The sequence below is a fragment of the Nonomuraea sp. NPDC050310 genome, from assembly GCF_040655795.1.
GTDB lineage: Bacteria > Actinomycetota > Actinomycetes > Streptosporangiales > Streptosporangiaceae > Nonomuraea.
This window is the reverse complement of sequence record NZ_JBFAKP010000002.1, coordinates 124,591-147,644: the sequence shown is the minus strand read 5'-3', so window position 1 is coordinate 147,644 and position 23,054 is coordinate 124,591. Positions and strand designations below refer to the sequence as shown.

Here is a 23,054-nt window from a genome sequence, read left to right as displayed (position 1 = left end):
TGCGGTGAAGCGGATTTGGCGAGGAGTTGCCGCTATCCGGAAGATTGCCCGGGGATCACCCGGAGCATGACGACCGAGCACGATCAACGACAACCGAGAGTCGTGCTGATCATCATCGCCCTGATGCTCGGCATGTTGCTCGCCTCCCTCGACCAGACGATCGTCTCCACCGCCCTGCCCACCATCGTCAGCGACCTCGGCGGCCTCGAACAGCTCTCCTGGGTGGTCACCGGCTACCTGCTCGCCTCCACGGTCTCCACCCCGCTGTGGGGCAAGCTCGGCGACCAGTACGGGCGCAAGCACCTCTTCCTCGCCGCGATCGTCATCTTCCTGATCGGCTCGGTGCTCTGCGGGCTGTCGCAGAACATGACCCAGCTCATCCTCTTCCGGGCGATCCAGGGCCTGGGCGGCGGCGGGCTGATGGTCCTGGCGCAGGCGATCGTCGGCGACGTGGTGCCGGTGCGCGAGCGGGGCCGCTACCAGGGCTGGTTCGGGGCGGTCTTCGCCGTCTCCAGCATCACCGGGCCGCTGCTCGGCGGGCTCTTCGTCGATCACCTGTCCTGGCACTGGGTCTTCTTCATCAACCTCCCGCTGGGCGCGCTCGCGCTCTTCGTGATCGCCGCGGTGCTACCCGGCTCGGCCAACCGCACCAAGCACAAGATCGACTACGCCGGGATCGTGCTGCTGGGCGCGGCCACCTCGTGCCTGGTGCTGATGACCACCTGGGGCGGCACCACCTACCCGTGGAGCAGCCCGGTGATCATCGGGCTGATCGCCGCGGCCCTGGCCATGCTGGCCGCCTGGGTCGTGGTCGAGAAACGGGCCGCCGAACCGGTCATGCCGCTGCGGCTGTTCCGGCTGCGGGCGTTCAACATGTCGTCGATCATCGGCTTCGTCGTCGGCTTCGGCATGTTCGGCGCGATGACCTACCTGCCGCTGTTCATGCAGATCGTGCACGGCGTGAGCCCGACGGCCTCCGGGCTGCACCTGCTGCCGATGATGGTCGGCGTGCTGGGCACCTCGATCCTGAGCGGGCAGCTCATCGCCAAGACCGGGCACTACCGGATGTATCCCATCCTCGGCACGGCCATCGCCACCGTCGGCATGTTCCTGCTGTCGCTGCTGGACGAGCACAGCTCGACGCTCACGATGAGCCTCTACCTGTTCGTCCTGGGCGCCGGGCTCGGGCTGGTCATGCAGGTGCTCGTGATCATCGTGCAGAATGCCGCGCCGTACCGTGACCTGGGGGTGGCGACCTCGGGCGCCACCTTCTTCCGGTCGATCGGCAGCTCCTTCGGGGTGGCCATCCTCGGCTCGGTGTTCACCGCGCGGCTCAACGACGACATCGCCGAGCTGGCCGGCCGTACGACCTTCCCGCCGGGCTTCACCCCGGCGGCGGTGCAGAGCGACCCGACCACGCTGCAACGGCTGCCACCGGAGCTGGCGGCCGACTTCCTGCACGTGTACGCCGACTCGATCGCCCGGGTGTTCCTGGTGGCGACGCCGGTGCTGTTCGTGGCCTTCCTGCTCACCTGGTTCATCCCCGAGCAGCCGCTCAAGCAGACCGTCGGCGCGAGCGACCTGGGCGAGGGGCTCGGGACGGCCTCGGCCGAGCGCTCGTCCCTGGAGGAGGTCGAGCGGGGGCTGGTCCAGCTCGCCCACGCCGACCTGCGCCGGGACTACTACCGGCGGCTCGGGCAACTGGCCGGGCTGGAGGAGCTCAGCCCGCAGGGGGTGTGGATCGTCGCCCGGCTGGGCGCGCACGGCGGCTGGATGCGCGCCACCGAGCTGGCCGAACGCGGTCAGGTCAGCCGGGCCGAGGGGCGGCCCTACGTCGACCAGACGGTCGCGGCGGGGCTGGTGCGGCGCTCCACCGACGGCAACTCGTTGCGGCTCACCCCGGAGGGCGAGCGGATCCACGAGCGGCTGCTGCTGCACCACCGGGCCGGGCTGCGGCTGCTGGTGGCCGACTGGGGGCCCGACCCGGAGCTCAACGCGCTGGTCGACCGGGTCTCGCCGCAACTGCTCGGCTCGAAGACCGACGCGCCCTGACCTCGGGGCGGGCGGGCGGCGCGGTTAGGATCTGGCGGCCATGACTCCTTGGAAAGCCGCCGCCCTGGTCGCCGCGGGCGGGCTGGCGGGGACGAGCGCCCGGTACGGCGTGACGCTGCTGCTCCCGGCGGCCGAGTACGGCCCGCTGGCCACGCTGGCCGTCAACGTGAGCGGCGCCTTCGCGCTCGGCCGGCTGGTGGCGAGCTCCAGGGTGCGGCCGGAGGTCCGGCTGCTGGCCGGGACCGGGGTGATCGGCTCGTTCACCACTTACAGCAGCTTCGCCCTGGAGGTGGATCAGCTCCTGCTGGCCGGGCGGATCTGGCTCGCCCTCGGCTACGCGGTGGCCAGCCTCGCCGGTGGTCTGGGCGCGGCGTGCCTGGGGGCCCGTGCGGGCCGGGCGAGCCGGTGACTCTCCTGGTGGCGCTGTTCGGCGCGGCGGGGGCGGCGGCCCGTTACCTGGTGGACCACGCGATCCGCAGCCGCTTCCCCACCCGCTTCCCGGTGGCCACGACCGTGGTGAACCTGACCGGCTCGTTCCTGCTCGGCCTGCTCGTCGGAGTGGGCCTGACCGGTGACTGGCGGGTGCTTGCGGGCGTCGGGTTCTGCGGCGGCTACACGACCTTCAGCACCGCGATGGTCGAGACGCTGGCCCTGCCGGGCACCCGCGAGCGGGCGCTCAACCTGGTCGGCATGTTCGCCGGCTGCCTGCTGGCGGTCGCGGCCGGGGCGGGGCTGGGCCACCTGGCCGCAAACCTGCCAACCGGATGATCTTCCCTTTACTGCCGTACGGGCATGACCAGCCCATGCTTCAACCGATCACCGGACTTCCTGACGGAAGCCCCGAAATCCACCCGTCGCCGGCTGGTCGTCCGACGCGGGGCTGAGCGTGGCCACTCCGCCGATCGCGCACAGCCGGGCCGGGACGCTGGCCCGCATGGCACTTCCCGCCGTGGTCGTCGGCGTGGGCTGCGCCCTGACGCTCCTGGGCCTCAGCTACCTCGCCGAGCTGCTGCAGCATGTGCTGTGGGACCGCCTGCCGTCCTGGATCGGTTTCACCGGGTCGGCGTGGTGGTGGATCCTCGCGGTGCTCACGCTGAGCGGGGTGGCCGTGGGCCTGGCGCTGTGGAAGCTGCCGTCCGGGCCTGACCCGGCGACCGAGGCGCTGGTGGGCCCGCCGCTGCCGGTGAAGGTGCTGCCGGGCATCCTGCTGGCCGCGGTGTTCACCCTGGCCGGCGGGGCGAGCCTCGGACCGGAGAACCCGATCACCGCGGCCACGATCGCGGTGACGGTGGCGGCGGGGGCCCGGCTGATCCCGGCCGTGCCCGGCGTCGCGTGGATGGGGATGGCGGTGGCCGGCACGGTCGGCGCGATGTTCGGCACGCCGGTCGCCGCCGCGCTGCTGCTGTCGGAGACGAACGCGGGCGCGGACGCGCCGCCGCTGTGGGACCGGCTGTTCGCCCCCCTGGTGGCCGCCGCGGCGGGGGCGATCACCATGGTGGTGATCGCGAGCCCGTCCTTCGCGCTCGACCTGCCGGACTATGCGATGCGCCCGATCGACCTGCTCAGCGGGATGGTGATCGCGACGATCGGCGCGGCCGTCGGGCTGGTCGCGGTCTACGCCTTCCCGCACGTGCACCGGCTCTTCCACCGGGTGCGGCAGCCGGTGGCCCGGCTGGCGCTCGGCGGGTTCGTGCTGGGCGTGCTCGGGGTGATCGGCGGGATGATCACCCTGTTCAAGGGCCTGGCGGAGATGCGGGAGCTGATCGGCGCCGGCTACCCGGCGGGCCACCTGCTGCTCGTCGTCGTGGTGAAGGTCGCCGCCCTGCTGGTCGCGGCGACCGCGGGCTTCGTCGGCGGGCGCATCTTCCCGGCGGTCTTCGTCGGCGTGGCGCTCGGGCTGCTGGTCTGCGAGGTGGTTCCCGGCGTGCCGGTGCCGCTCGCGGTGGCCTGCGGCGTGCTGGGCCTGACGCTGGCGGTCACTCAGCAGGGCTGGCTCAGCCTGTTCATGGCCGTGACCGTGGTCACCGACCTCGACCTGGTGCCGCTGCTCTGCCTGGCGTTGCTGCCGAGCTGGCTGCTGGTGACCGGCCGGCCGCAGATGCTCATCGAGGAGCGGCCGTGAACCGCGCCCGGCTGCTGGCCCTCGTGCTCGTGCTGGCGCTGTGCGGCTGCGCGGCGCAGCGGGTCACCGCCGCGCCCGGCACGCTGAACCCCAGCGCGGGCTCGCCGTGCGAGCTGCCCTCGTCCGTGGACGGCGAGGAGGGCCCGACCGACTACCGCTACTACCTGCGGCCGGTGGGCACCGTACGGGCGCTGATGGTCTTCGTCGACTTCCCCGACGCCGTGGGCGAGGAGGATCTCGCCGAGCGCTTCGCCCACTACCAGCCGGTGTCCCGCTGGTTCCAGCAGGCCTCGTACGGCAAGCTCGACCTCCAGCTCACCCCGGTGCTGAAGTGGGCCCGGATGCCCAAGGAGTCCACCGACTACGGCATGGAACGCGGCTTCGGCATCGAGACGCAGCAGGCCTACATCCGCGACGCGCTGGAGGCGGTGGCACGGGCCGAGCCGTCGGTCGACTTCGGCGCCTACTCGATGGTGCACATCATGGCCACGCTGGCCGCCTCGGAGATCTCCGCCGAGGCGACCGCGGCCTACACCGGCGGCGCGCCCCCGGTCCAGGTGCACGGCGCGGAGGTCGCGGCGGCGATCACCTACTTCGGCGACGACCCCGACCTGAAGTACCGCGTCGTCGCCCACGAGACCGCCCACCTGTTCGGCCTGCCCGACCTGTATCCCGAGAAGGGGTCGGAGAACGGGCGCTACGTCGGGGAGTTCGACGTGATGGGCGAGCTGTCCGGCCGCCAGCCCGACTTCTTCGCCTGGCACAAGCGCAAGCTCGGCTGGCTCGGCGAGCCCGAGGTGGCCTGCGTCGCCACACCGGGCACCACCCGGCACCACATCTCGCCGGTCGAGAAGCCGGGCGGGGTCAAGCTGGCGGTCGTGCGCTCGTCGCCGACGCGGGCCACCGTGATCGAGGTGCGGGCCCGGGAGGGCGTGGACGTGGACGCCTGCCACACCGGCGTGGTCCTCTACTCGGTGGACTCCACCGTGCGCACCGGCGAGGGCCCGATCCGGCTGCTCGGCGAGCGTCCGGAGTCGTGCGGGGACACCCCGTCGCGGGAGTACCACTACAAGGCCGGCAACGTCGGCATCAGCGTCGGGGAGAAGCACGACGACGGCGGCTACACCGTGACGATCACCAAGTCGTAGCTCACACGTTGCCCAGCACCCGCGTGATCGCGATCTCCAGCACGACCCGCTCCGGGTTGGCCCGCGGCGGCTTGTACCGCTCGGCGTAGCGCTGCTCGGCCTCCAGGACCTCCTCGGCCGAGCGCCGGACCACGGCCACCCCCTCCAGGGTGGACCAGCGCCGCCCGTCGACCTGGCACAACGCCACCCGGTCCGCGCCGGCGGCGACGAGCAGCGCCTTGCGCGAGGCCCCCGAGGTGATGACGCGGGCGATCCCGGCCGGCAGGTCGAGGGTCGCGCCCACGGGCACCACGTGCGGGGTGCCGTCCGGCCGGACGGTGCTCAGCGTGCACAGGTGCCGTTCCCGCCAGAACTCGGCGAAAGCGGGACCCCGCTCGGTCAGGTTCACACGGCTCCTCAGGGTGGCGACAACGGTGGGGCGGCAACGTCAGGACCTGGGCGTAGGGATTGCGTCAAGACGCATCTGAACTGGTTCCTCACACTCCACGGCGAAGGATACGCTTCCCGGTCTTTGGTCCGTTTGACTGTTGGGGGTGAGCGGGTTGACCACGTCAACCCGGCCGCATACCGGATCCTCGATCCGGCGCTGGTTGCTGGATGGTCTGCATCACGCGGACTCGAAGACCCCCGAAGTCCCGCACAGGCAGCACTCCTGGTGGCAGGTCATGTGCCTGACCGGTGTGGACTACTTCTCCACCCTGGGCTACCAGCCGGGCATCGCCGCCCTCGCGGCCGGGGCGCTGAGCCCGGTCGCGACGCTGCTGCTGGTGGCCCTGACGCTGTTGGGCGCGCTGCCGACCTACCGGGCGGTCGCCGAGCAGAGCCCGCACGGCCTGGGCTCGCTGTCGATGCTGGAGAGCCTGCTGCCGGGCTGGCGCGGCAAGCTGCTGGTGCTGTTCCTGCTCGGCTTCGTGGCCACCGCCTTCATCGTGACCATCACGCTGTCGGCCGCCGACGCCACCGCGCACGTCCTGCACAACCCGTTCGTGCCGGAGTTCCTGCACGGCACGCAGGTGCCGGTGACGCTGGTGCTGATCGCCGCGCTCGGCGCGGTCTTCCTGCTGGGCTTCAGCGAGGCGATCTCCATCGCGGTCGTGCTGGTCGCGGTCTACCTGCTGCTCAACGTGGTCGTCGTGGCCACCGCCGTGCAGCACGTGCTCGCCGCCCCCGAGCTGGTCGCCAACTGGCGCAACGTGCTGGAGGCCGACTACGCCAGCCCGGTCGCGATGATCGCGGTCTCGCTCTACGTGATGCCCAAGCTCGCCCTGGGCCTGTCCGGCTTCGAGACCGGCGTCGCGGTGATGCCGCTGGTCAGGGGCGAGCTCGCGCAGCGGGTCAAGGGGGCGCGCAAGCTGCTCACCACCGCCGCGCTGATCATGAGCGTCTTCCTGATCACCTCCAGCTTCGCCACCACCGTGCTCATCCCGCCCGCCGAGTTCGCCGAGGGCGGCCAGGCCAACGGCCGCGCGCTGGCCTACCTGGCGCACGAGTACCTCGGCGACTGGTTCGGCACCGCCTACGACATCAGCACCATCGCCATCCTGTGGTTCGCCGGCGCCTCGGCCATGGCCGGGCTGCTCAACATCGTGCCGCGCTACCTGCCGAGGTACGGCATGGCCCCCGACTGGGCGCGCGCGAGCCGGCCCATGGTGTTGCTGTTCACCCTGGTCTCCTTCGCCATCACCCTGTTCTTCGGCGCGGACGTGGAGTCGCAGGGCGGCGCCTACGCCACCGGCGTACTGGCGCTGATCCTGTCGGCCGCCGTCGCGGTCACCCTGTCGGCCCTGAAGCGCCGCCTGACGCGATCGGCGATCTTCTTCGGCGTGGTGACGCTGATCTTCGCCTACGCCACCGTGGCCAACATCATCGAGCGGCCCGACGGCCTGGTCATCGCGCTGTTCTTCGTGCTGGCCATCGTGGTCACCTCGCTCGTCTCCCGGGCCACCCGCTCGACCGAGCTGCGCGTCACCCGCATCTCCCTGGACGACACCGCCCGGCGCTTCCTGCACGAGGTCGGCGAGATCCACCTGATCGCCAACGAGCCGCACGAGCGCGACCAGAAGGAGTACGTCGACAAGTGCCGCGAGGCGTGGGAGCGGCACCGGCTGCGGCAGAAGGAGGGCCTGCTCTTCCTGGAGGTCACCGTGCCGGACGCGTCGGAGTTCGAGAGCGAGCTGCGCGTGGTGGGTGAGGAGCGGTACGGCTTCCGCGTGCTCACCGTCGAGTCGGCGACCATCCCCAACGCCATCGCCGCGATCCTGCTGCACCTGCGCGACCAGACCGGGAAGCTGCCGCACGTCTACTTCCACTGGGTGGAGGGCAACCCGGTGCCCGCGCTGCTGCGCTACCTGGTCTTCGGCGGCGGCGACGTGCCCCCGCTCACCCGCGAGGTGCTGCGCCAGGCCGAGCCCGAGATCGAGCGCCGGCCCATCGTGCACGTGGGCTGAGTCAGTCGCCGACGAAGCAGAACTCGTTGCCCTCCGGGTCGGCCATGACCTGGAAGGCGCCCTGCTCGTCCCGTACGGCGGAGCCCACCCGGCGGGCGCCGAGCGTCTCGGCCCGGTCGGCGGCGTGCTCCACGGACTCGACCTCGATGTCGAGGTGCAGCCGGTTCTTGCCGCTCTTGGCCTCGGGGACCGGCTGGAAGGCCAGCCGTACGAACTCGGGGGGTTCGACGTGCGACCAGCCGCGGGCGCGGTCGACGGGCTCGCCGCCCAGCAGGGCGGCCCAGAAGCGGACCTGGGCCCGCGGGTCGGCGGAGTCGATCACGATCTGGCTGAGGCGGGCGGGCATGGCGGCCAGCCTAGCGGCGGGGGCGATGGCCCGGGCGCCCCGCACTGGCGCCCGGGCCACCGGCTCAGGTGGCCCCGAATCGCCGGGCAGGGGTTCCCTGCCCGGGATTCGGCGGCCGGATCTACTTCAGGCCGTTGTCGAGCGCGGTGGTGAGGACGCCGGTGTCACCCGACATCTCCCAGATCATCGCGCCGAGCAGGCCCTTCTGCTTCAGCCAGGCGGTCTTCTTGCCGATCGCCCAGGCGTCGTCGAAGGTCCACCACTGCCCGTTGTTGCCGGTGTAGCAGTAGGTGGCGACGGCCTGCTCGTCGTGCCTGATGGTGCAGCCGGGCACGCTGGCCAGGAGGTTGCTGTAGCCGCGGGTGCCGGCCTCCTCCTGGAACTGGCCGGGGGCCGCGCCGACGGCCGCCTGCCACTCGCCGTACTTGCCGCCGTCGGTCACCTGCTGCCAGCCGCGCCCGTAGTAGGCGAGGCCGATGGTGATCTTCCTGGGCGGCACGCCGGCCTTCAGGTACTCGTTGACCGCGTTCTCCACGCTGAAGTGGAAGTTGTACGGGTCGTCGGTGTCGGCGTACAGGTTGCCCTGGTGGCCGGTGCGGTTGGGCTCCCACGAGTTGTCGCTGCCGGCGCCGTGGAAGTCGTAGCCCTGGACGTTGAAGATGTCCATGGACTTGGCGACCTTCGCCAGCTCCCAGCCCGCCTCGATCTTGGCCGGGTCGGCCGGGGTGAAGGCGGTGAGCTGGTAGCGCTTGCCGGTGGTGACGGTCAGGGCGTCGAGCTGACGGCGGAACTCCTCGATCAGCAGGGTGTTGTTGACCTTGTCCGCGGGGCTGACGTGGTTGCCCGGGTGCCCCTCGGCGCCCGGCCACTCCCAGTCGAGGTCGATGCCGTCGAAGATGCCCGCGCCGGTGCCGGGGCCGCCGGCGCCGTTGTACACGGGCAGGTTGCCCTTGATGTAGATGTCGATGCAGGAGGAGACGAACTTCTTGCGCGCGGCGTCGGTGGCGGCCACGTCGGAGAAGTACTTGGAGTAGGTCCAGCCGCCGAGCGAGATCAGCACCTTCAGGTGCGGGTGCTTGGCCTTGAGCTTCTTGAGCTGGTTGAAGTTGCCGCGCAGCTTCTCCCACCCGGTGTCGGCCACGCCGTCCACCGACTGGGCGGCGCTGAAGGGCCGGCCGTAGTCGGCCTCGGCGTCACCGGCGCCGTCGCCCTGATTGGGGTCCTGCGGGTTGGACGTGGTGCCCTTGGTGACGCCCTGCAGGCAGGTCAGGTTGACCGGGTCGACGTTGCCGAAGGCGTAGTTGATGTGGGTCAGCTTGGCGGCCGAGCCGTTGGTGTCGAGGTTCTTGACGAAGAACTGGCGGCCGTAGATGCCCCACTGGACGAAGTAGCCGACCCGGGCGTAGCCGGTCTCGACGATGTCGGCGGTGGTCACCTTGACCTCGGCGCTGGCCGGGGACAGGTTGTCGTAGCCGTCGCGGGCCTTCACGGTGAAGGCGTACTCCGTGGACGGGGACAGGCCGGAGACCGTCGCGGTGGTGCCGGTGACCGTCGTGGCGACGGCCGAGCCCACGTAGACGTCGTAGTTGGCGACGCCGGTGTTGTCGGTCGAGGCGTTCCAGGCGAGCGTGACCGTCGAGGAGGTCTTGGCGGTGCTGCGCAGGTTGCCCGGCGTGGTCGGCGCCTGGGTGTCGTCGGAGGGGTTGTTGGTCTTCACGGTCACCGGCGCGCTGGCGCCGGACAGGGTGCCCTTGCGGTCCTTGGCCTTGACGGTGAAGGTGTAGCTGGTGTTCGGGGTCAGGCCGGTGACGGTCGCGCTGGTGCCGGTGACCTCGGCGGCCTTGGCCGTGCCGTTGTAGACCTCGTAGCCGGTGATCGGCAGGCTGCCGGGGGTGGCCGCGTCCCAGGCCAGGGAGACGGTCTTGGTCGTCTTGACCGGCGAGCGCAGGTTGCCGGGCACGCCGGGCGGCGCGTCGGCGGAGCCGTCGCAGTTGACGTCGTTGACCCGGCAGCTCGTGGGTTCGGCCCCGGAGCTGCTGACCGTGAAGCTCGGGCTGTACGGCTCGGTCGTCCGGCCGGCGTTGATGGTGGTGTTGTAGTGGGCCGGGGTCAGGGTGACCGTACGGCCGGACTGGGTGAGCGAGCCGTTCTGCGCGTTGCTCGCGGTGACGCCGGCGGGCAGGTCGAAGACGACCGTCCAGCCGTTGAGCGCGGTCGTGGCGTTGTTCTTGATGATGAACTTGGCGGAGGTGCCGGCGACCTCGTACTCGGCCACGACCGGCGCGGCCGGTGGCGGCGGTTCGCCGGTGCCGTCGCAGTTGGCCCCGTTGACCGTGCAGCTCGTGGGCTGGACGGCGGCGCTGAGGTTGACCGTCGGCGAGTAGGGCTCGGTGTTGCGGCCCGCCTGGAGGGTGGCGATGTAGAACGCGGGCGTGAGCTTCACCCGGGTGCCGTTCTGGGTGATGGTCGCGTTCTGCGGGCTGCTGGCGGTGACTCCGGCCGGCAGGTCGAAGACGAGGGACCAGCCGCTGACCGCGGTGGTGCCCGGGTTGCTGACCACGAACTTGCCGGTCGTGCCGGTCAGGCTGAACACGGCGGTCAGGCGATCGGCGGCCATCGCCGGTGGGGCGAGGCCGAGGACGAGGAGGGTGACGGCGAGAAGCAGGGGGGTGATGAGGCGTCGCACGTCGGAAGCCTTTCTTTTAAGAAAGTTTCCTAACAATTTTCTTGGATCGTAGATCGGGGTCACCTCCGGCGGCAAGGCCCAAAGTCACGGAAGACCCCTGCGATCCTCACGGGCGGGACGTGACGGCACGCGGGTGCCGGCTGCGCCGCGGCGGAACGACGCTGAAGCCATGACAACCTCGACCCACTCCCCCGCCCCCCGCCGGTCCCTCCTCCAGCGCGTCTGGCCCTTCACCCGGCACTTCGCCGAGATGGTCCTCGCCATGCTCGTCGGGATGACCCTGCTCGACCCGCTCTGGAAGCTCGTCTGCGCCCTGTTCGGCTGGACCCCCGGCGCGGACCTGCAGGCCATGGTCATGGCCGCCGAGATGACGCTCTCCATGTCCCTGTGGATGCGCTATCGCGGCCACGGCTGGCGCGACGTCACCGAGATGGGGGCCGCGATGGTCCTGCCGTTCGCGGTGCTGCTCCTGCCGTACTGGGCCGGGCTGATCAGCGGCGGCGACCTGCACACCGGCGGGCACGTGCTGATGCTCGTGGCCATGCTCGCCCTGATGCTGGCCCGGCGGGCCGCCTACACCACGCACCACGAGGCCCGGCCCCGGTCGATCGCGGGAGTGATCTCCCGGCGGTGGCCGAGCTGGATCGCCCTGGCCATCACCGTCGACAACTGGGTGAACCCCTGGGTGCCCGCGCCCTGGCTGCTGCTCCTGCTGTCCGGCGCCTACCTGGTGATCGGCCTGCTGCGCCGGGAACTGCACGACCGCCGCCTGCTGGTCATGCAGCTCGCCGCCTTCGCCGCCTACGTCGTGCTGGCCGGAGTGGCGATGGCCGTGGACGCGACCCTCATGCCCTACCTGGTCGCCGCGGGCTGGCTCGCGCACTCCGGCTGGGACATCCTGCACCACCGGCTCGGCAAGGTCGTGCCCAAGGCGTACGCCGAGGGCTGCGCGGTCTTCGACGCCGTGGTCGGCCTGACGATCCTCATCCTGATCTAGGGAGAATGGCTTCCATGACGGTGCTCCACCGGCAACTGGCCCTGGTCAGGGCGGCCACGCTGGCCTCCCTGGCCATGGCCGTGTTCACCACCGTGTTCATGCCCGGCGTCGGGCTGGCCCGCGAGAGCGACCCCACCCGCGTCTGGCTCGGCGCGGCCGGCATCGCGTTGCTCACCCTCACGCAGTCGGGCGTGCTCTACGCCGCGGTCACCCCCTCGATCTCCGCGCGGGCCCAGCGGTGGCTGCTGGGCGCCTTCGCCGCGGCCGTGGTGCTCTCGCTCCCGCTCACCGTGCCGCTGGCCGCCGAGAGCTGGCGCACCTGGGCCTGGGTGGGCGCGGCGGTGATCGGGACCGCCCCCATGCTGGGCAGCCGGGCGGCCGGCTGGTCGGCCGTGGTCGCGGCCCTGGCCGGCTCGGCCGGGGCGGCGTGGTGGAACGGCGACTCCCCCGGCCCCTACCTGCTGATCACCGCCGGCATCGGGCTGGGCACGATCGCGATCACCGGCGTGCACGCCTGGCTGTGGAACCTGTTCATCGCGGCCCGCGAGGGCCAGGCCGCGCAGAGCCGGCTCGCCGCCACCGAGGAGCGGCTGCGCTTCGCGAGCGACGTGCACGACATCCTCGGCCACACCCTGTCGGTGATCGCCCTGAAGTCCGAGCTCGCCGAGCGCCTGGCCACCGCCGACCCCGGCCGGGCCGGGCAGGAGTCGGCCGAGGTGAACCGCCTGGCCGCGACCGCGCTGGCCGACCTGCGCCGCGCCGTGCACGGCTACCGGGAGATCGACCTGGGCGCGCAGCTCGACTCGCTGGCCCAGGTGCTGCGCTCGTCCGGGATCCGGTGCACGGTCACCGACCGCAGCGGCGGCGTGCCCGCCGCGACCGCGACGTTGCTGGCCTTCGTGCTGCGCGAGGCGGGCACCAACATCCTTCGCCACAGCGGTGCCGCCTGGTGCACCATAGAGCTCTCCCGACACGACGGCCAGGTGAGGATGACGGTGACCAACGACGGCGCCGCCGCGGCGCGGCCCGACCGGCACAGCTCCGGGCTCGACGGCCTGCGCGACCGGCTGGCGGAGGCCGGCGGCACGCTGCGGACACGCGCCGAAGGCGGGCTGTTCACCCTCGAGGCCGCCCTCCCGGCCGCCGCCTGAGCCCCCGACGGTGGATCCATGATCAGAGTGTTGCTCGCCGACGACGAGGAGCTCATCCGCACCGCGCTGGCCGCGTTGCTGGGGTTGGAGGCCGACCTGGAGGTCGTCGCCCAGGCGGGCGACGGCCGCGCCGCCGTCGCCGAGGCGCTGGCCCACCGGCCGGACGTGGCCGTGGTCGACCTGCAGATGCCCGAGCTCGACGGCCTCGGCGTCGCCACCGAACTGTCCCGCGCCCTGCCGTCCTGCGCGGTGATCATCCTCACCGGGTACGGCAGGCCGCCCCTGCTCAAGCGGGCGCTCGACGCCGGCGCCAAGGGCTTCCTGCCGAAGGGCGCCCGGGGCGGGCAACTGGCCGACGTGATCCGCCGGGTGCACGCCGGCAGCCGGTACGTCGACCCGGCCATGGCCGCCGACGCGCTCACCGCGCCGCCCTGCCCGCTCACCCCGCGCGAGCTGGACGTGTTGCGGCTGGCCGAGTTCGACACGCCGGTCACCGTGATCGCCCGCCGGACGCACCTGTCGGCGGGGACGGTCCGCAACCACCTCAGCGCCATCGTCGCCAAGCTCGGCGTGCCGGGCCGGGCGGAGGCGATCCGGCTGGCACGGGAGAACGGCTGGCTCGGGCCGGAATAACCGGACACGCTGTCCGGTTGTCCTGGGTTATTGCCCACGGAAGGAATCCAGGATGGACCTCGACACCATCGGGATCGTCTTCGGCAGCCTGACCCCGCCCGAACAGCTCACCGAGGGCGCGGCCCTCGCCGAGCAGCTCGGCTTCGGCGGGTTGTGGTTCTCCGAGGACTGCTTCTTCACCGGCGGGATGTCCGGCCTCACCCAGCTCCTGGCCGCCACCCGCGACCTGCCCGCGGGGCTCGGGCTGGCCAGCGTGATGACGCGGCACCCGGCGATCCTGGCCATGGAACTGGCCGGCCTGGCGCGCATGTACCCCGGGCGGGTCCGTGCCGCGGTGGGGCTGGGGAACACGCACTGGCTCAGGCAACTCGGCCTGCTGCCCGAACGGCCGCTGACCGCGGTCGCCGAGACCTTCGACGCGGTGCGCGACCTGATGGACGGGGAGGTCGTCGACCGGCGGGCCGGCACGCACGAGTTCGCGGGGGTGCGGCTGGACTTCCCGCCGGCGACGCCGCCGGAGCTGTGGATCGGGGCGGTCAACGGGCGGGCGTTGCGGGTGGCCGGGGCCAAGGGCGACGGGGTGCTGCTCTCCGTGCTGGCCGGGCCCGCCTACGTGGCCTGGGCCCGCGAGCAGGTGCGCGCCGGAGCCGCCTCAGCCGGCCGGCGGGCGGGGGACCGTCGATGGGCCGAGGGCGAGGGGCCGCCGATCGTCGCCTTCGCGCTGGCCGCCGTGGCCGACGACGAGCGCGAGGCGCGTGACGCGGTGCGGGACGCGGTCGGGTTCTTCCTGCGGGCCGAGGCGCACACCGCGCTGGTCGGGCAGTCCGCGCACGGGCCGGAGATCCGCGAGCGGGTCGCCGCCCTGGCCCCGGACGAACCGCTTGCCGTACCGGATGCCTGGGTGGACGAGTTCGCCGTCGCGGGCACCCCGGAACGGGTCGCGGAGCGGCTCCGGGCCTTGCGGTCCGCCGGAGCCGCCGGCGTGGGGCTGTGGCTCTTCCCGCCCGAGCGGCTCGCCGGCCAGCTCCGGCGGATCGCCGAGGAGGTCGTCAGACCGAGTACGACGACCGCTCGTTGAGCACGTCGGCCACGAACCCCGCGGTCTGCTTGTACTTCATCGCGATGGCCTCGCGCTCGGCGCGCGGGAAGACCTCGTCGATGTCGTCGAAGCCCTGCGGGGCCCGCTCGTGCGCCAGGCGCAGCACGACCTCGGGGCCGTCCTGCCGGTTGGCCAGCACGATGGCGTTGGTCTTCTCGCGGCGCTCCTTCTCGTAGGCGGCCAGGTCGCCGCCGGTGGCCAGCGTGTGCGCCAGCACGCGGGCGTCGATGATGGACTGCACCGCGCCGTTGGAGCCGGTGGGGTACATCGGGTGGGCCGCGTCGCCGACCAGCGTGACCGTGTCGGTCGACCAGCGGGGCAGCGGGTCGCGGTCCACCATGGGGTACTCGTAGACCACCTGGGCGCCGTCGACGAGCGCGGGGATGTCGAGCCACTCGCACCGCCAGCCGGCCACGTGGTGGCGGAACTTCTCGATCTCCACCTTGCGGTTCCAGTCGCCCCTCGGCACCGTCTCGGGCGCCTGGCGCTGGATCGCCCAGTTGATGAGCTGGTTGCCGTCCTCGTCCACCGGCGCGATCGGGTAGATGACGATCTTCTGGACGTCGTCGCCGGCCATGACCATCGACCGGCCGCCGTGGAACGGCTTGGTGACCGTGGTGCCGCGCCACAGCACCTGGCCGCTCCACAGCGGCTCGCCCTCGTCGGGGAAGAGCGCGGCACGCACGCCCGAGCGGATGCCGTCGGCGCCGATCAGGACGTCGCCGTCGTGCTCCAGGCCGGTGACCGGCGAGCCGGTGATCACTGAATCCTCGCCCAGCCGCTCCTTGACCGCGTCCAGGAGCAGGTACTGCAGGCGGCCCCGGTGGATGGAGTACTGGGGCCAGCCGTAGCCCGCGGCCAGGCCGCGCTGCTCCGACCAGATCACCTGGCCGTAGCGGTTGATGAAGGTCAGATCGGCCGTGGCCACGCCCGTCTCCGCCAGCTTCTCGCCGAGGCCGAGCTCGACTAACTCGCGGACGGCGTGCGGCAGCAGGTTGATGCCCACTCCCAGCGGCCGGATCTCCTCGACGGACTCGTGGATGACCACGTCGGTGATGCCGGCGGCGTGCAGGCTCAGGGCTGTCGTCAGCCCCGCGATTCCTGCGCCAGCGATGACAACGCGCATGAGAAAGCCTCCCGGGTTCGGGATAGAGATCTTGCCCCTTCCTGCGGGACCCATCAACCCCTCTACCCGACGGCCACCTGAAGGGGACGGAAGGGACCGATGGCCACCTTCAGCTCGGCGGCCGTGTCGGGCAGCGCGAACAGCCCCCAGAACTCGCGGACCTGGCCCGGGGCGTACTTCTCGGTGCTGAGCCGTACGCCGGAGACGTCGGTGCAGGCGCAGTAGGCGTCGGTCCCGGCGTCGGTCGGCACCTGCAGCCGGCCCGGGAGGTACTGCCGGCGGGTGGCGACGTCGGTGAGCCGCACGTTGCCCGCGGCCTGGTACTTGTAGGCCTGCCAGTCCGGGGCGTGGTGGAGCTCGTTGAACCAGGTCTCGGCGTCGCCCTTGTTGGTGACGGTGTAGGTGAGCAGGCCCATGCCGCCGGGCAGCCGCCGCAGGCCGGTGACCTCCAGGGCGAACTCCTGGCCCTTGACCCGGGTGCTGCCGGTCAGGCCGGCCGCGCCGGGCCGGGTGGTCGCGGCGGGCTCGGGGGCGGGCTCGGCGGGCGGCTGGGCCTTGGCGAAGGTGACCGTCACGCGGCGGTTGCGGCGGCGGCCCTCGTCGCTCTCGTTGGGGTAGAGCGGGCGGCGCGAGCCGTACCCCTTCGCCTGGAAGCGGACGCCGTCCCTGGTCAGCAGGCCGGCGAGGGCGCGCTGGACGGCCTGGGCGCGGCGCCTGGAGAGCGGGTCGTTGATCGCGTCGTTGCCGGAGGAGTCGGCGTGGCCGGCCACCTCGACGGTGGTGGCGGGCGAGGCGTCGATCAGCTTGGCGGTGCGGGCGAGCACCGTGCGCGCCCGCGGCGTGAGGGTGGCCTTGTCGACCGCGAACAGCACGTCGGAGGAGAGGTTGACCTGGAGGTTCTGGCCGTCGTCGGCGGTCTCCTCGGACTTGTCCAGCGATTCCGACGGCAGGACGATCTTGCGGGTCACCGGGGTGACCGGCTGGGCGTCCGGGTCGGGGAAGTCGCCCGCCGGCGGCTCGTCGCTGATCGGCACGCCGGGCATGGGCGGGGCGGCCGGGGTGACGACGGTCGTGGTGGACCCGGAGGGGGCGGGCAGCACGGCGTAGACGGTGATCGACGCGCCGGGCTCGATGGCGTAGTCGAGGCCGTCGCGCTGCTGGTCGGTGCAGAGGCACGGCGAGTCGGCCGGCTGGTACGGCAGGAGCCAGGTGCGGGTGTCGTGGTCGAGCACGCCGATGCCCGAGGCCCACCGGATCGCGCCCAGCTCGCGGGTGTGGTCGCCCAGCTGGCCGGTCCAGGGCAGGTCCTCGGTGCCGGTGTTGGACAGGCGGAGCTGCGCGACGAGGTGCTTGGACTTGTAGCGGTTGAGGCCGATCACGTCGATCTTGAGCGACTCGGTCATCGTGCTGCGCGTGCTGGCGAGGGGCTGCGGTTCGGCGGACTTGCCCGATTCGGGCTTGCCCGCCTTGTCCGACGGCGACGCGCCTGACTGTGCTTGGTCGGACTGCGGGGCGGTCGGCGCAGGGGGCGGTGTCGCGGCCTCCTGGCCGGAGACCAGCCCGCATCCCGTTGCCGCCAGTGTGAGCACGGCCGCCATGGCCAGGATCCGGTTAGGCATGGCGGCGATTGTGCCATGCCCGAAATATCAGGATGTCATGGCCGGGTGTCAGCGGGAGTCGCACCGGCGTGGCTAAGGTGGGGCGATGCAGCTCGACCTGGTCTCGATGATCGTGCACGACTACGACGAGGCGATCCGGTTCTACGTGGACGTGCTCGGCTTCGAGCTGGCCGAGGATTCGCCCTCCCTGACCAACGACGGCCGGCCCAAGCGCTGGGTCGTCGTCCGCCCGCCCGGCGCGGCCACCGGCATCCTGCTCGCCCGGGCCGACGGGCCCGAGCAGGAGGCGGCGGTCGGGCGGCAGTTCGCCGGGCGGGTGGGGATGTTCCTGCGGGTGACGGACTTCGACGCGGTCCACGCCCGGATGGTCGCGGCCGGCGTCGAGTTCGTCAGCCCGGCCCGGCGCGAGCCCTACGGGCGGGTCGCGGTCTTCGTGGACGTCTCGGGCAACCGCTGGGACCTGCTCGGCCCGGCGGACGAGCCGGCCAGCCCTTAAGGCTGGCCAGTCAGCCCGTGGGGCCGAAGCGTTCCGTCCTGATGCGGGCCGGGTCGTGGCCCAGGCCCAGCAGGAGGTCGGCGGCGGCCTCGACGTAGCCGGACGGGCCGCAGACGAAGCAGTCCGCCTCGCCGTACGGGCCGAGATCGGCGGCGGTGAGCCGCCCGGCGGGCCGCGCGTGGCCGGGCGGGGTGCGGCGGGTGTGCACCAGGCTCACCTCAAGCCCGGCGGGCGGGTCCAGCAGCTCGGCGGCGTAGTAGAGCTCGGCGGGCGAGCGCAGCGAGTAGACCAGCCGGAACGGCGTGGACACCCCCGCCGCGCGGCGCGCCCGGATCATGGACATCAGCGGGACGATGCCCGCGCCCCCGGCGACCAGCAGCACCGGCGCCGGATCGGCCGCACGCCAGACGAACCAGCCGCCCACCGGACCCCGCAGCTCGACCAGGTCGCCGGGGCGAAGGTCCCGCGTGAGGTACGGCGAGACCTCCCCGCCCGCCACCCGCTGCACGGTCAGCTCCACGCCGGTGGCCGAGGCCAGGGAGTAGCTGCGGCGCGCGGTGTACCCGTCCTCGGCGGTCAGCCGGACGTCCACGTGCTGCCCCGGCAGGTGACCCGGCCAGCCGGGGACCTCGAAACGCAACGTGCGCGCCGTCGGCGTCTCGTCCCGCGCCTCGACCAGCCGCGCGGTCAGCCACCTAGTCATCGGCGTAGCGCTGCTCACGCCACGGGTCGCCGTAGTTGTGGTAGCCCGCGCTCTCCCAGAACCCCGGCCAGTCCTCGGCGAGCAGCCGGATGCCGCGCACCCACTTGGCCGACTTCCAGAAATACAGGTGCGGCACCAGCAGCCGCGCCGGACCGCCGTGCCGGGGCGCCAGCTCCTCGTCGTCGAAGCGGTAGGCGATCCACGCCTTGCCGTCCAGCAGGTCCTCCAGCGGCAGGTTCGTGGTGTAGCCGCCGTAGGAGTAGACCAGCGCGTACTCCGCCGAGGTCTCCACCTGCTCGAACAGCACGTCCAGCGAGACCCCGCGCCACCGGGTGCCGAGCTTCGACCAGCTCGTCACGCAGTGGATGTCCACCGTCGGCGTCTCGTACGGCAGAGCCATCAGCTCCGGCCACGTCCAGCGGTGCACCTGCCCGGTCTCGGTGTCGACGGTGAACTCCCACCGGTCGAGCGGCACCCGGGGCGTGGGACCGGCCGACAGCACCGGGAAGTCCTCGGTGAGGTACTGGCCCGGCGGCAGCCGGTCGTCGCCACGGCTCCGGCCGCGGAACCCGCGCGAAAAGATGGTCATGGCTTCCTCCTCCAGGGAGCGTGGGCGACGGCCGGCCGCCGGACATCGCACGAACACGTGAGTTCAGGGCTGGGTGGTCATGGTGGTGTTCGCCTAGACGGTCACCGGGTCGGGGGTGCCGAGGGGCAGCCAGTGGAAGAGGCCGCCGACCCAGCGCGGCGCCCGGCGCAGGTCCCGCTCGACGTCCTCGCGGTCCTGGCGGAAGTGCTGCCAGCCCTCGTAGTGCACGGGGAGGACCGTGCGCGGGACCGCCTTCTCGCACAGCCGGACGGCCTGGCGGGCGGTCATCGTGTAGCGGAGCCGCCCGGTCAGCGGGAAGCCGACGCCGCCCAGGTGCAGCAGGACGGTGCCGGGCCTTACCTCGGCGGCGCTGCGGCGGAGCGCGCGGTGGTAGACGGTGTCGCCGGTGATCCACAGCGGGCCGTACTCCTGGCCGGGCCAGGTGAGGGCGAAGCCGATCACCTCGCCGGTGAGCGGGCGGCTGAGCGGCGGGCCGTGCCGGCAGGGTGTGGCGGTGACGTCGATCGGCGGGCGGCCCGGCGCCTCCAGCCGCGTCATCTCCCCTGCGCGCAACCCGCGCACTGCGCCCGTGAGGGTGCGGGCGCCGGAGCGGGTGGTCACGACGGTGGCCGCCGCCGGCAGCAGGTCCCGCCCCGCCCGGTCGAGGTTGTCGCCGTGGTGGGTGTGGGTGAGCAGGATCGCGTCGATCGGCGGCAGGTCGGCGGCGGCCAGCGCGGGCCCGGCGAGCTTGCGTGAGGAGGTGCCCCAGCCGAAGGAGTAGGTCTGCCCGGGCGGGTCGAAGGTGGGGTCGGTCAGCAACCGCCAGCCGTCGAACTCGATGAGGACGGTCGGCCCGCCGATATGCGTGAAACGGACGGCGGTCATGGCGGGAACGCTCCCGGAGGCGTGGACATCGTGCGGGCTCCTCGGTGGGCTCGGCGGTGACGAGCACGACGCTAGAACGGCGGCGCAGGCGGGGAATCGGTCAGATGACTGCACTCACCGCCCCGGCCGACCACCTCCTAAGATCCACAAAGTGGACTGAATCGGCGGCAGGAGGTCGGACGTGCTGATCGGCCGCGAGCGCGAGACGGCGCGGATCGGGGCGCTCCTCGACGGCCTGCCCCGCCGGGGCGGCGCGCTGCTGGTGCGCGGCACTCCCGGGATCGGCAAGTCCGCGCTGGTCGCCGCTGCCGCCGACGACGCGCGGCGGCGGGGTGTCGTGGTGTTGTCCGCCGCGGGCGTGCAGAGCGAGACCCATCTGCCGTTCGCCGGGCTGCACCAGCTTCTGCAGCCGTTGCTCGGCAGGATCGACGCGTTGCCGGAGCGGCAGCGGGAGGCTCTGCGCGCCGCGTTCGGGCTGCGGGAGGCGGACGACACCGAGCCGTTCCTGATCGCGCTGGCCGTGCTCACGCTGCTCAGCGACGCGGCTACCCGGCGGTCCGTGCTGGTGGCCGTCGATGACGTGCAGTGGCTCGACCGGCCGACGACCGAGGTGCTGGCCTTCCTGGCGCGGCGGATGGGGGCCGAGCCGGTGGCGGTGCTGATGACGATCCGGGACGGGCATCCCAGCCTGCTGCCCGGGCCTCGGCTGCCTGAGCTGGAGCTGGAGCGGCTGGAGCCTGCTGCGGCCGAGGAGTTGCTCGATGTCCGGGCGCCGGGGCTGGCCGAGGGGGTGCGGCTGCGGGTCCTGGAGGCTGCGGCGGGCAACCCGCTGGCGCTGGCCGAGCTTCCGGTGGCGCTGGGCGGGGAGGAGGGTGCGGAGGACGGGTTCCTGCCGCTCACCGCGCGGCTGGAGCGGGCCTTCGCGGCCCGGCTGGGCGAGCTTTCACCTTCGGGCCGGCGGCTGCTGCTCGCCGCGGCGGCCAACGACGGGCCCGACCTGGCCGAGGCACTCGCAGCCGCCGGAGCCACACCCGCCGACCTGACCCCAGCCGTGACGGCCGGGCTGGTGTTAATCGAGGAAAAGGGTGGGGTGGCCAAGGTCCCAAAGCAGGGTGGTGTGGGGCGGGTGGTGCGGTTCCGGCATCCGTTGGTGCGGTCGGCGGTCTATCGGACTGCCGCGCACGCCGAGCGGCTCGGCGCGCACGCGGCGCTGGCCGAGGTGCTCGGTGCACATCCGGATCGCAGGGCGTGGCATCGCGCCGCGGCCATCGAGCGGCCGGACGAGCCGGTAGCCGCCGAGCTGGAGGCGGCGGCCGCACGGGCACGGCGGCGCGGTGCGGTGGCGGTCGCGGTGACCGCCCTGCGCCGGGCGGCCGAGATCAGCGAGGATCGTCCGGTCCGCGCGCGCCGGTTGTTGCGTGCCGCCGAGCTCTCGTTCGAGCTGGGCCGCGGCGACCAGGTGGCCGCCCTGCTGGCCCTCGTCGAGCCCGAGCACCTGGACGAGACGGAACGCGCCCGGCTGACCTGGCTGGGCGCGGTGTTCGACGAGGGCAAGAACGAGGGCCCCGACCGGATCCGGCGGCTGATCGCCACCGCCGAGACCCTGGAGGCGTCCGGGAACCGCCCCCTGGCGCTCAACTTCGTCCGGGCCGCGGGCCTGCGCTGCTGGTGGACCGAACCGGGCTGGGAGCTGCGCGACCAGGTCCTCACCCTGGCGCGGCGGCTGGCGCCCGGCCCGGACGACCCCGGGCTGATCATGATCATGTCCACCTCCGCCCCGGTCGAGCACGGCGCCGAGGTGATCGAGCGGGTGCGCAGGCTGCGCGAGAAGAGTCTCGACGGCGCCGAGGCCCGGCTGCTGGGCGTGGCCGCCACCGCGGTCGGCGACTACCCGCTCTCCCGCGACCTCCTGGAGACCGCCATCGCGGGCCTGCGGGCGCAGGGCCGGCTCGGGGTCCTGGCCCAGGCGCTCTGCTCGCAGACCTGGAACGAGGTGTTCTGCGGCGACTGGCGCAATGCCGTACTCGCCGGGCAGGAAGGCGAGCGGCTGGCCCGGGAGTCCGGCCAGCCGCGCTGGGTGGCGAGCTGCCTGGCCGTACTCGCCCTGCTGGCGGGGTTGCGCGGCGAGGAGGAGCAGGGCCTCGCGCTCGCCGCCGAGGGCGACCGGGCGCTCGGCACCATGAACATCAGCTCGATCCGGTCGATGCTCCAGCACGCCCGAGGCATGATCGCGCTGTGCGCCGGGCGGCACGACGAGGCCGTCGACTACCTGCTGCGGATCTTCGACCGCGGCGGAACCGCCTACCACGCCGTCTGGCGGCACTGGGTGATCAGCGAGCTGGTCGAGGCCGCGGTCCTGGCCCGGCGGCAGGACGAGGTCCGCCCGCTGCTGGCGGAGCTGGAGGCGGACGGGCGGACGACCCCCGCCCCGCTGCTGCACGTGGGGCTGCGGCACGCCCGCGCGCTCCTGGCCGCCGACGCCGACGCCGAGCGGCTCTACCAGGAGGCGCTGGAGGCCGACCTGTCCACCTGGCCCACCTCGCGCGCCCGGCTCCTGCTCTCCCACGGCACCTGGCTGCGCCGCCGGCGGCGGGTGCACGAGGCCCGCGCCTCGCTGCGCGCCGCCCGCGACGCCTTCGACACCCTCGGCCTGCTGCCCTGGGGCGAGCGCGCCCGCCAGGAGCTGCGTGCCGCCGGTGAGGCCAGCGACCTGCGACTGCCCAGCACGCTCGACCGGCTCACCCCGCAGGAGCTGCAGATCGCCCGGCTGGCCGCCGCGGGGCTGTCCAACCGGGAGATCGGCCAGCAGCTCTACCTGTCGCCCCGGACCGTCAGCACCCACCTGTACCGGCTCTTCCCCAAGCTCGGCATCAACGCCCGCAGCCAGCTCCGCGACGCCCTGCCCGGGAACGGGTGAAGGGCCCGGCGCGGACGCCGGGCCCTTCGATGGAGCTG

The 23,054-nt window shown here is 72.7% G+C and carries 20 protein-coding genes; 12 read left to right on the top strand and 8 right to left on the bottom strand.

Features of this window, described 5'->3' with window-relative positions; genetic code table 11:
- Positions 1 to 66 precede the first annotated feature (66 nt).
- From AB0I67_RS06790 to AB0I67_RS06770, 5 genes are all read left to right on the top strand, one after another.
- Positions 67 to 2,052: an MDR family MFS transporter gene (locus AB0I67_RS06790; protein WP_357918791.1), complete on the top strand. Its 1,986-nt coding sequence runs from the start codon at positions 67 to 69 to the stop codon at positions 2,050 to 2,052.
- 40 nt (positions 2,053 to 2,092) lie between these two features.
- Positions 2,093 to 2,461, top strand: a complete 369-nt coding sequence (locus AB0I67_RS06785; RefSeq protein WP_357918788.1) for a CrcB family protein — start codon at positions 2,093 to 2,095, stop codon at positions 2,459 to 2,461.
- Entirely contained in the window at positions 2,458 to 2,820 is a 363-nt protein-coding gene (locus AB0I67_RS06780; protein ID WP_357918785.1) for a CrcB family protein, read from the top strand. The genes AB0I67_RS06785 and AB0I67_RS06780 overlap by 4 nt, the downstream gene beginning before the upstream one ends.
- Positions 2,821 to 2,938: 118 nt before the next feature.
- Entirely contained in the window at positions 2,939 to 4,174 is a 1,236-nt protein-coding gene (locus AB0I67_RS06775; RefSeq protein ID WP_357918783.1) for an ion channel protein, read from the top strand.
- Positions 4,171 to 5,322 (top strand): M6 family metalloprotease domain-containing protein, encoded by a 1,152-nt coding sequence (locus AB0I67_RS06770; RefSeq protein WP_357918780.1) that lies wholly within the window; start codon positions 4,171 to 4,173, stop codon positions 5,320 to 5,322. The genes AB0I67_RS06775 and AB0I67_RS06770 overlap by 4 nt, the downstream gene beginning before the upstream one ends.
- Position 5,323: 1 nt before the next feature.
- On the opposite strand, the gene AB0I67_RS06765 is transcribed toward AB0I67_RS06770, so the two are convergent.
- Entirely contained in the window at positions 5,324 to 5,710 is a 387-nt protein-coding gene (locus tag AB0I67_RS06765; protein WP_357918777.1) for a pyridoxamine 5'-phosphate oxidase family protein, read from the bottom strand.
- Positions 5,711 to 5,987: 277 nt separating this feature from the next.
- Between AB0I67_RS06765 and AB0I67_RS06760 the strand changes: the two genes are divergently transcribed.
- Complete coding sequence (locus AB0I67_RS06760; RefSeq protein WP_357918774.1) at positions 5,988 to 7,769, top strand: amino acid transporter; 1,782 nt, start codon at positions 5,988 to 5,990, stop codon at positions 7,767 to 7,769.
- Between the two features lies 1 nt (position 7,770).
- Here the strand turns inward: AB0I67_RS06760 and AB0I67_RS06755 are convergent, their stop codons facing one another.
- A complete protein-coding gene (locus AB0I67_RS06755; RefSeq protein WP_357918772.1) occupies positions 7,771 to 8,115 on the bottom strand; it encodes a VOC family protein in 345 nt (114 codons plus the stop codon).
- 121 nt (positions 8,116 to 8,236) lie between these two features.
- Positions 8,237 to 10,801, bottom strand: coding sequence for a glycosyl hydrolase family 18 protein (locus AB0I67_RS06750; RefSeq protein ID WP_357918769.1), 2,565 nt, complete (start codon positions 10,799 to 10,801; stop codon positions 8,237 to 8,239).
- Positions 10,802 to 10,970: 169 nt separating this feature from the next.
- On the opposite strand from AB0I67_RS06750, the gene AB0I67_RS06745 reads away from it, so the two are divergent.
- The 4 genes from AB0I67_RS06745 to AB0I67_RS06730 are packed head-to-tail and all read left to right on the top strand — an operon-like array spanning position 10,971 to position 14,660.
- The gene (locus AB0I67_RS06745) at positions 10,971 to 11,798 is read left to right on the top strand and encodes a DUF6010 family protein (protein ID WP_357918766.1); all 828 of its coding nucleotides are present in this window, start codon (positions 10,971 to 10,973) and stop codon (positions 11,796 to 11,798) included.
- A gap of 14 nt (positions 11,799 to 11,812) precedes the next feature.
- Complete coding sequence (locus tag AB0I67_RS06740; protein ID WP_357918763.1) at positions 11,813 to 12,949, top strand: histidine kinase; 1,137 nt, start codon at positions 11,813 to 11,815, stop codon at positions 12,947 to 12,949.
- A gap of 18 nt (positions 12,950 to 12,967) precedes the next feature.
- Entirely contained in the window at positions 12,968 to 13,582 is a 615-nt protein-coding gene (locus tag AB0I67_RS06735; protein WP_357918760.1) for a response regulator transcription factor, read from the top strand.
- 52 nt (positions 13,583 to 13,634) lie between these two features.
- A complete protein-coding gene (locus AB0I67_RS06730; protein WP_357918757.1) occupies positions 13,635 to 14,660 on the top strand; it encodes an LLM class flavin-dependent oxidoreductase in 1,026 nt (341 codons plus the stop codon).
- Here the strand turns inward: AB0I67_RS06730 and AB0I67_RS06725 are convergent.
- Positions 14,632 to 15,807, bottom strand: a complete 1,176-nt coding sequence (locus tag AB0I67_RS06725) for a flavin-dependent oxidoreductase (protein WP_357918754.1) — start codon at positions 15,805 to 15,807, stop codon at positions 14,632 to 14,634. The two genes, AB0I67_RS06730 and AB0I67_RS06725, sit on opposite strands and share 29 nt — an antisense overlap.
- Positions 15,808 to 15,869: 62 nt before the next feature.
- Positions 15,870 to 17,426: an OmpA family protein gene (locus tag AB0I67_RS06720; RefSeq protein WP_357918751.1), complete on the bottom strand. Its 1,557-nt coding sequence runs from the start codon at positions 17,424 to 17,426 to the stop codon at positions 15,870 to 15,872.
- Positions 17,427 to 17,511: 85 nt separating this feature from the next.
- Between AB0I67_RS06720 and AB0I67_RS06715 the strand changes: the two genes are divergently transcribed.
- On the top strand, positions 17,512 to 17,922 hold the full coding sequence (locus AB0I67_RS06715) for a VOC family protein (protein ID WP_357918748.1): 411 nt from the start codon (positions 17,512 to 17,514) through the stop codon (positions 17,920 to 17,922).
- 10 nt (positions 17,923 to 17,932) lie between these two features.
- On the opposite strand, the gene AB0I67_RS06710 is transcribed toward AB0I67_RS06715, so the two are convergent.
- The 3 genes from AB0I67_RS06710 to AB0I67_RS06700 all read right to left on the bottom strand — a co-directional run bounded on the left by AB0I67_RS06710 (position 17,933) and on the right by AB0I67_RS06700 (position 20,099).
- Entirely contained in the window at positions 17,933 to 18,625 is a 693-nt protein-coding gene (locus AB0I67_RS06710) for a ferredoxin reductase (RefSeq protein ID WP_357918745.1), read from the bottom strand.
- Positions 18,618 to 19,214 (bottom strand): sulfite oxidase-like oxidoreductase, encoded by a 597-nt coding sequence (locus AB0I67_RS06705; protein ID WP_357918742.1) that lies wholly within the window; start codon positions 19,212 to 19,214, stop codon positions 18,618 to 18,620. The genes AB0I67_RS06710 and AB0I67_RS06705 overlap by 8 nt, the downstream gene beginning before the upstream one ends.
- Before the next feature lie 93 nt (positions 19,215 to 19,307).
- On the bottom strand, positions 19,308 to 20,099 hold the full coding sequence (locus AB0I67_RS06700; protein ID WP_357918739.1) for an MBL fold metallo-hydrolase: 792 nt from the start codon (positions 20,097 to 20,099) through the stop codon (positions 19,308 to 19,310).
- A gap of 181 nt (positions 20,100 to 20,280) precedes the next feature.
- Between AB0I67_RS06700 and AB0I67_RS06695 the strand changes: the two genes are divergently transcribed.
- On the top strand, positions 20,281 to 23,016 hold the full coding sequence (locus tag AB0I67_RS06695) for a LuxR family transcriptional regulator (RefSeq protein WP_357918736.1): 2,736 nt from the start codon (positions 20,281 to 20,283) through the stop codon (positions 23,014 to 23,016).
- Positions 23,017 to 23,054 lie beyond the last annotated feature (38 nt).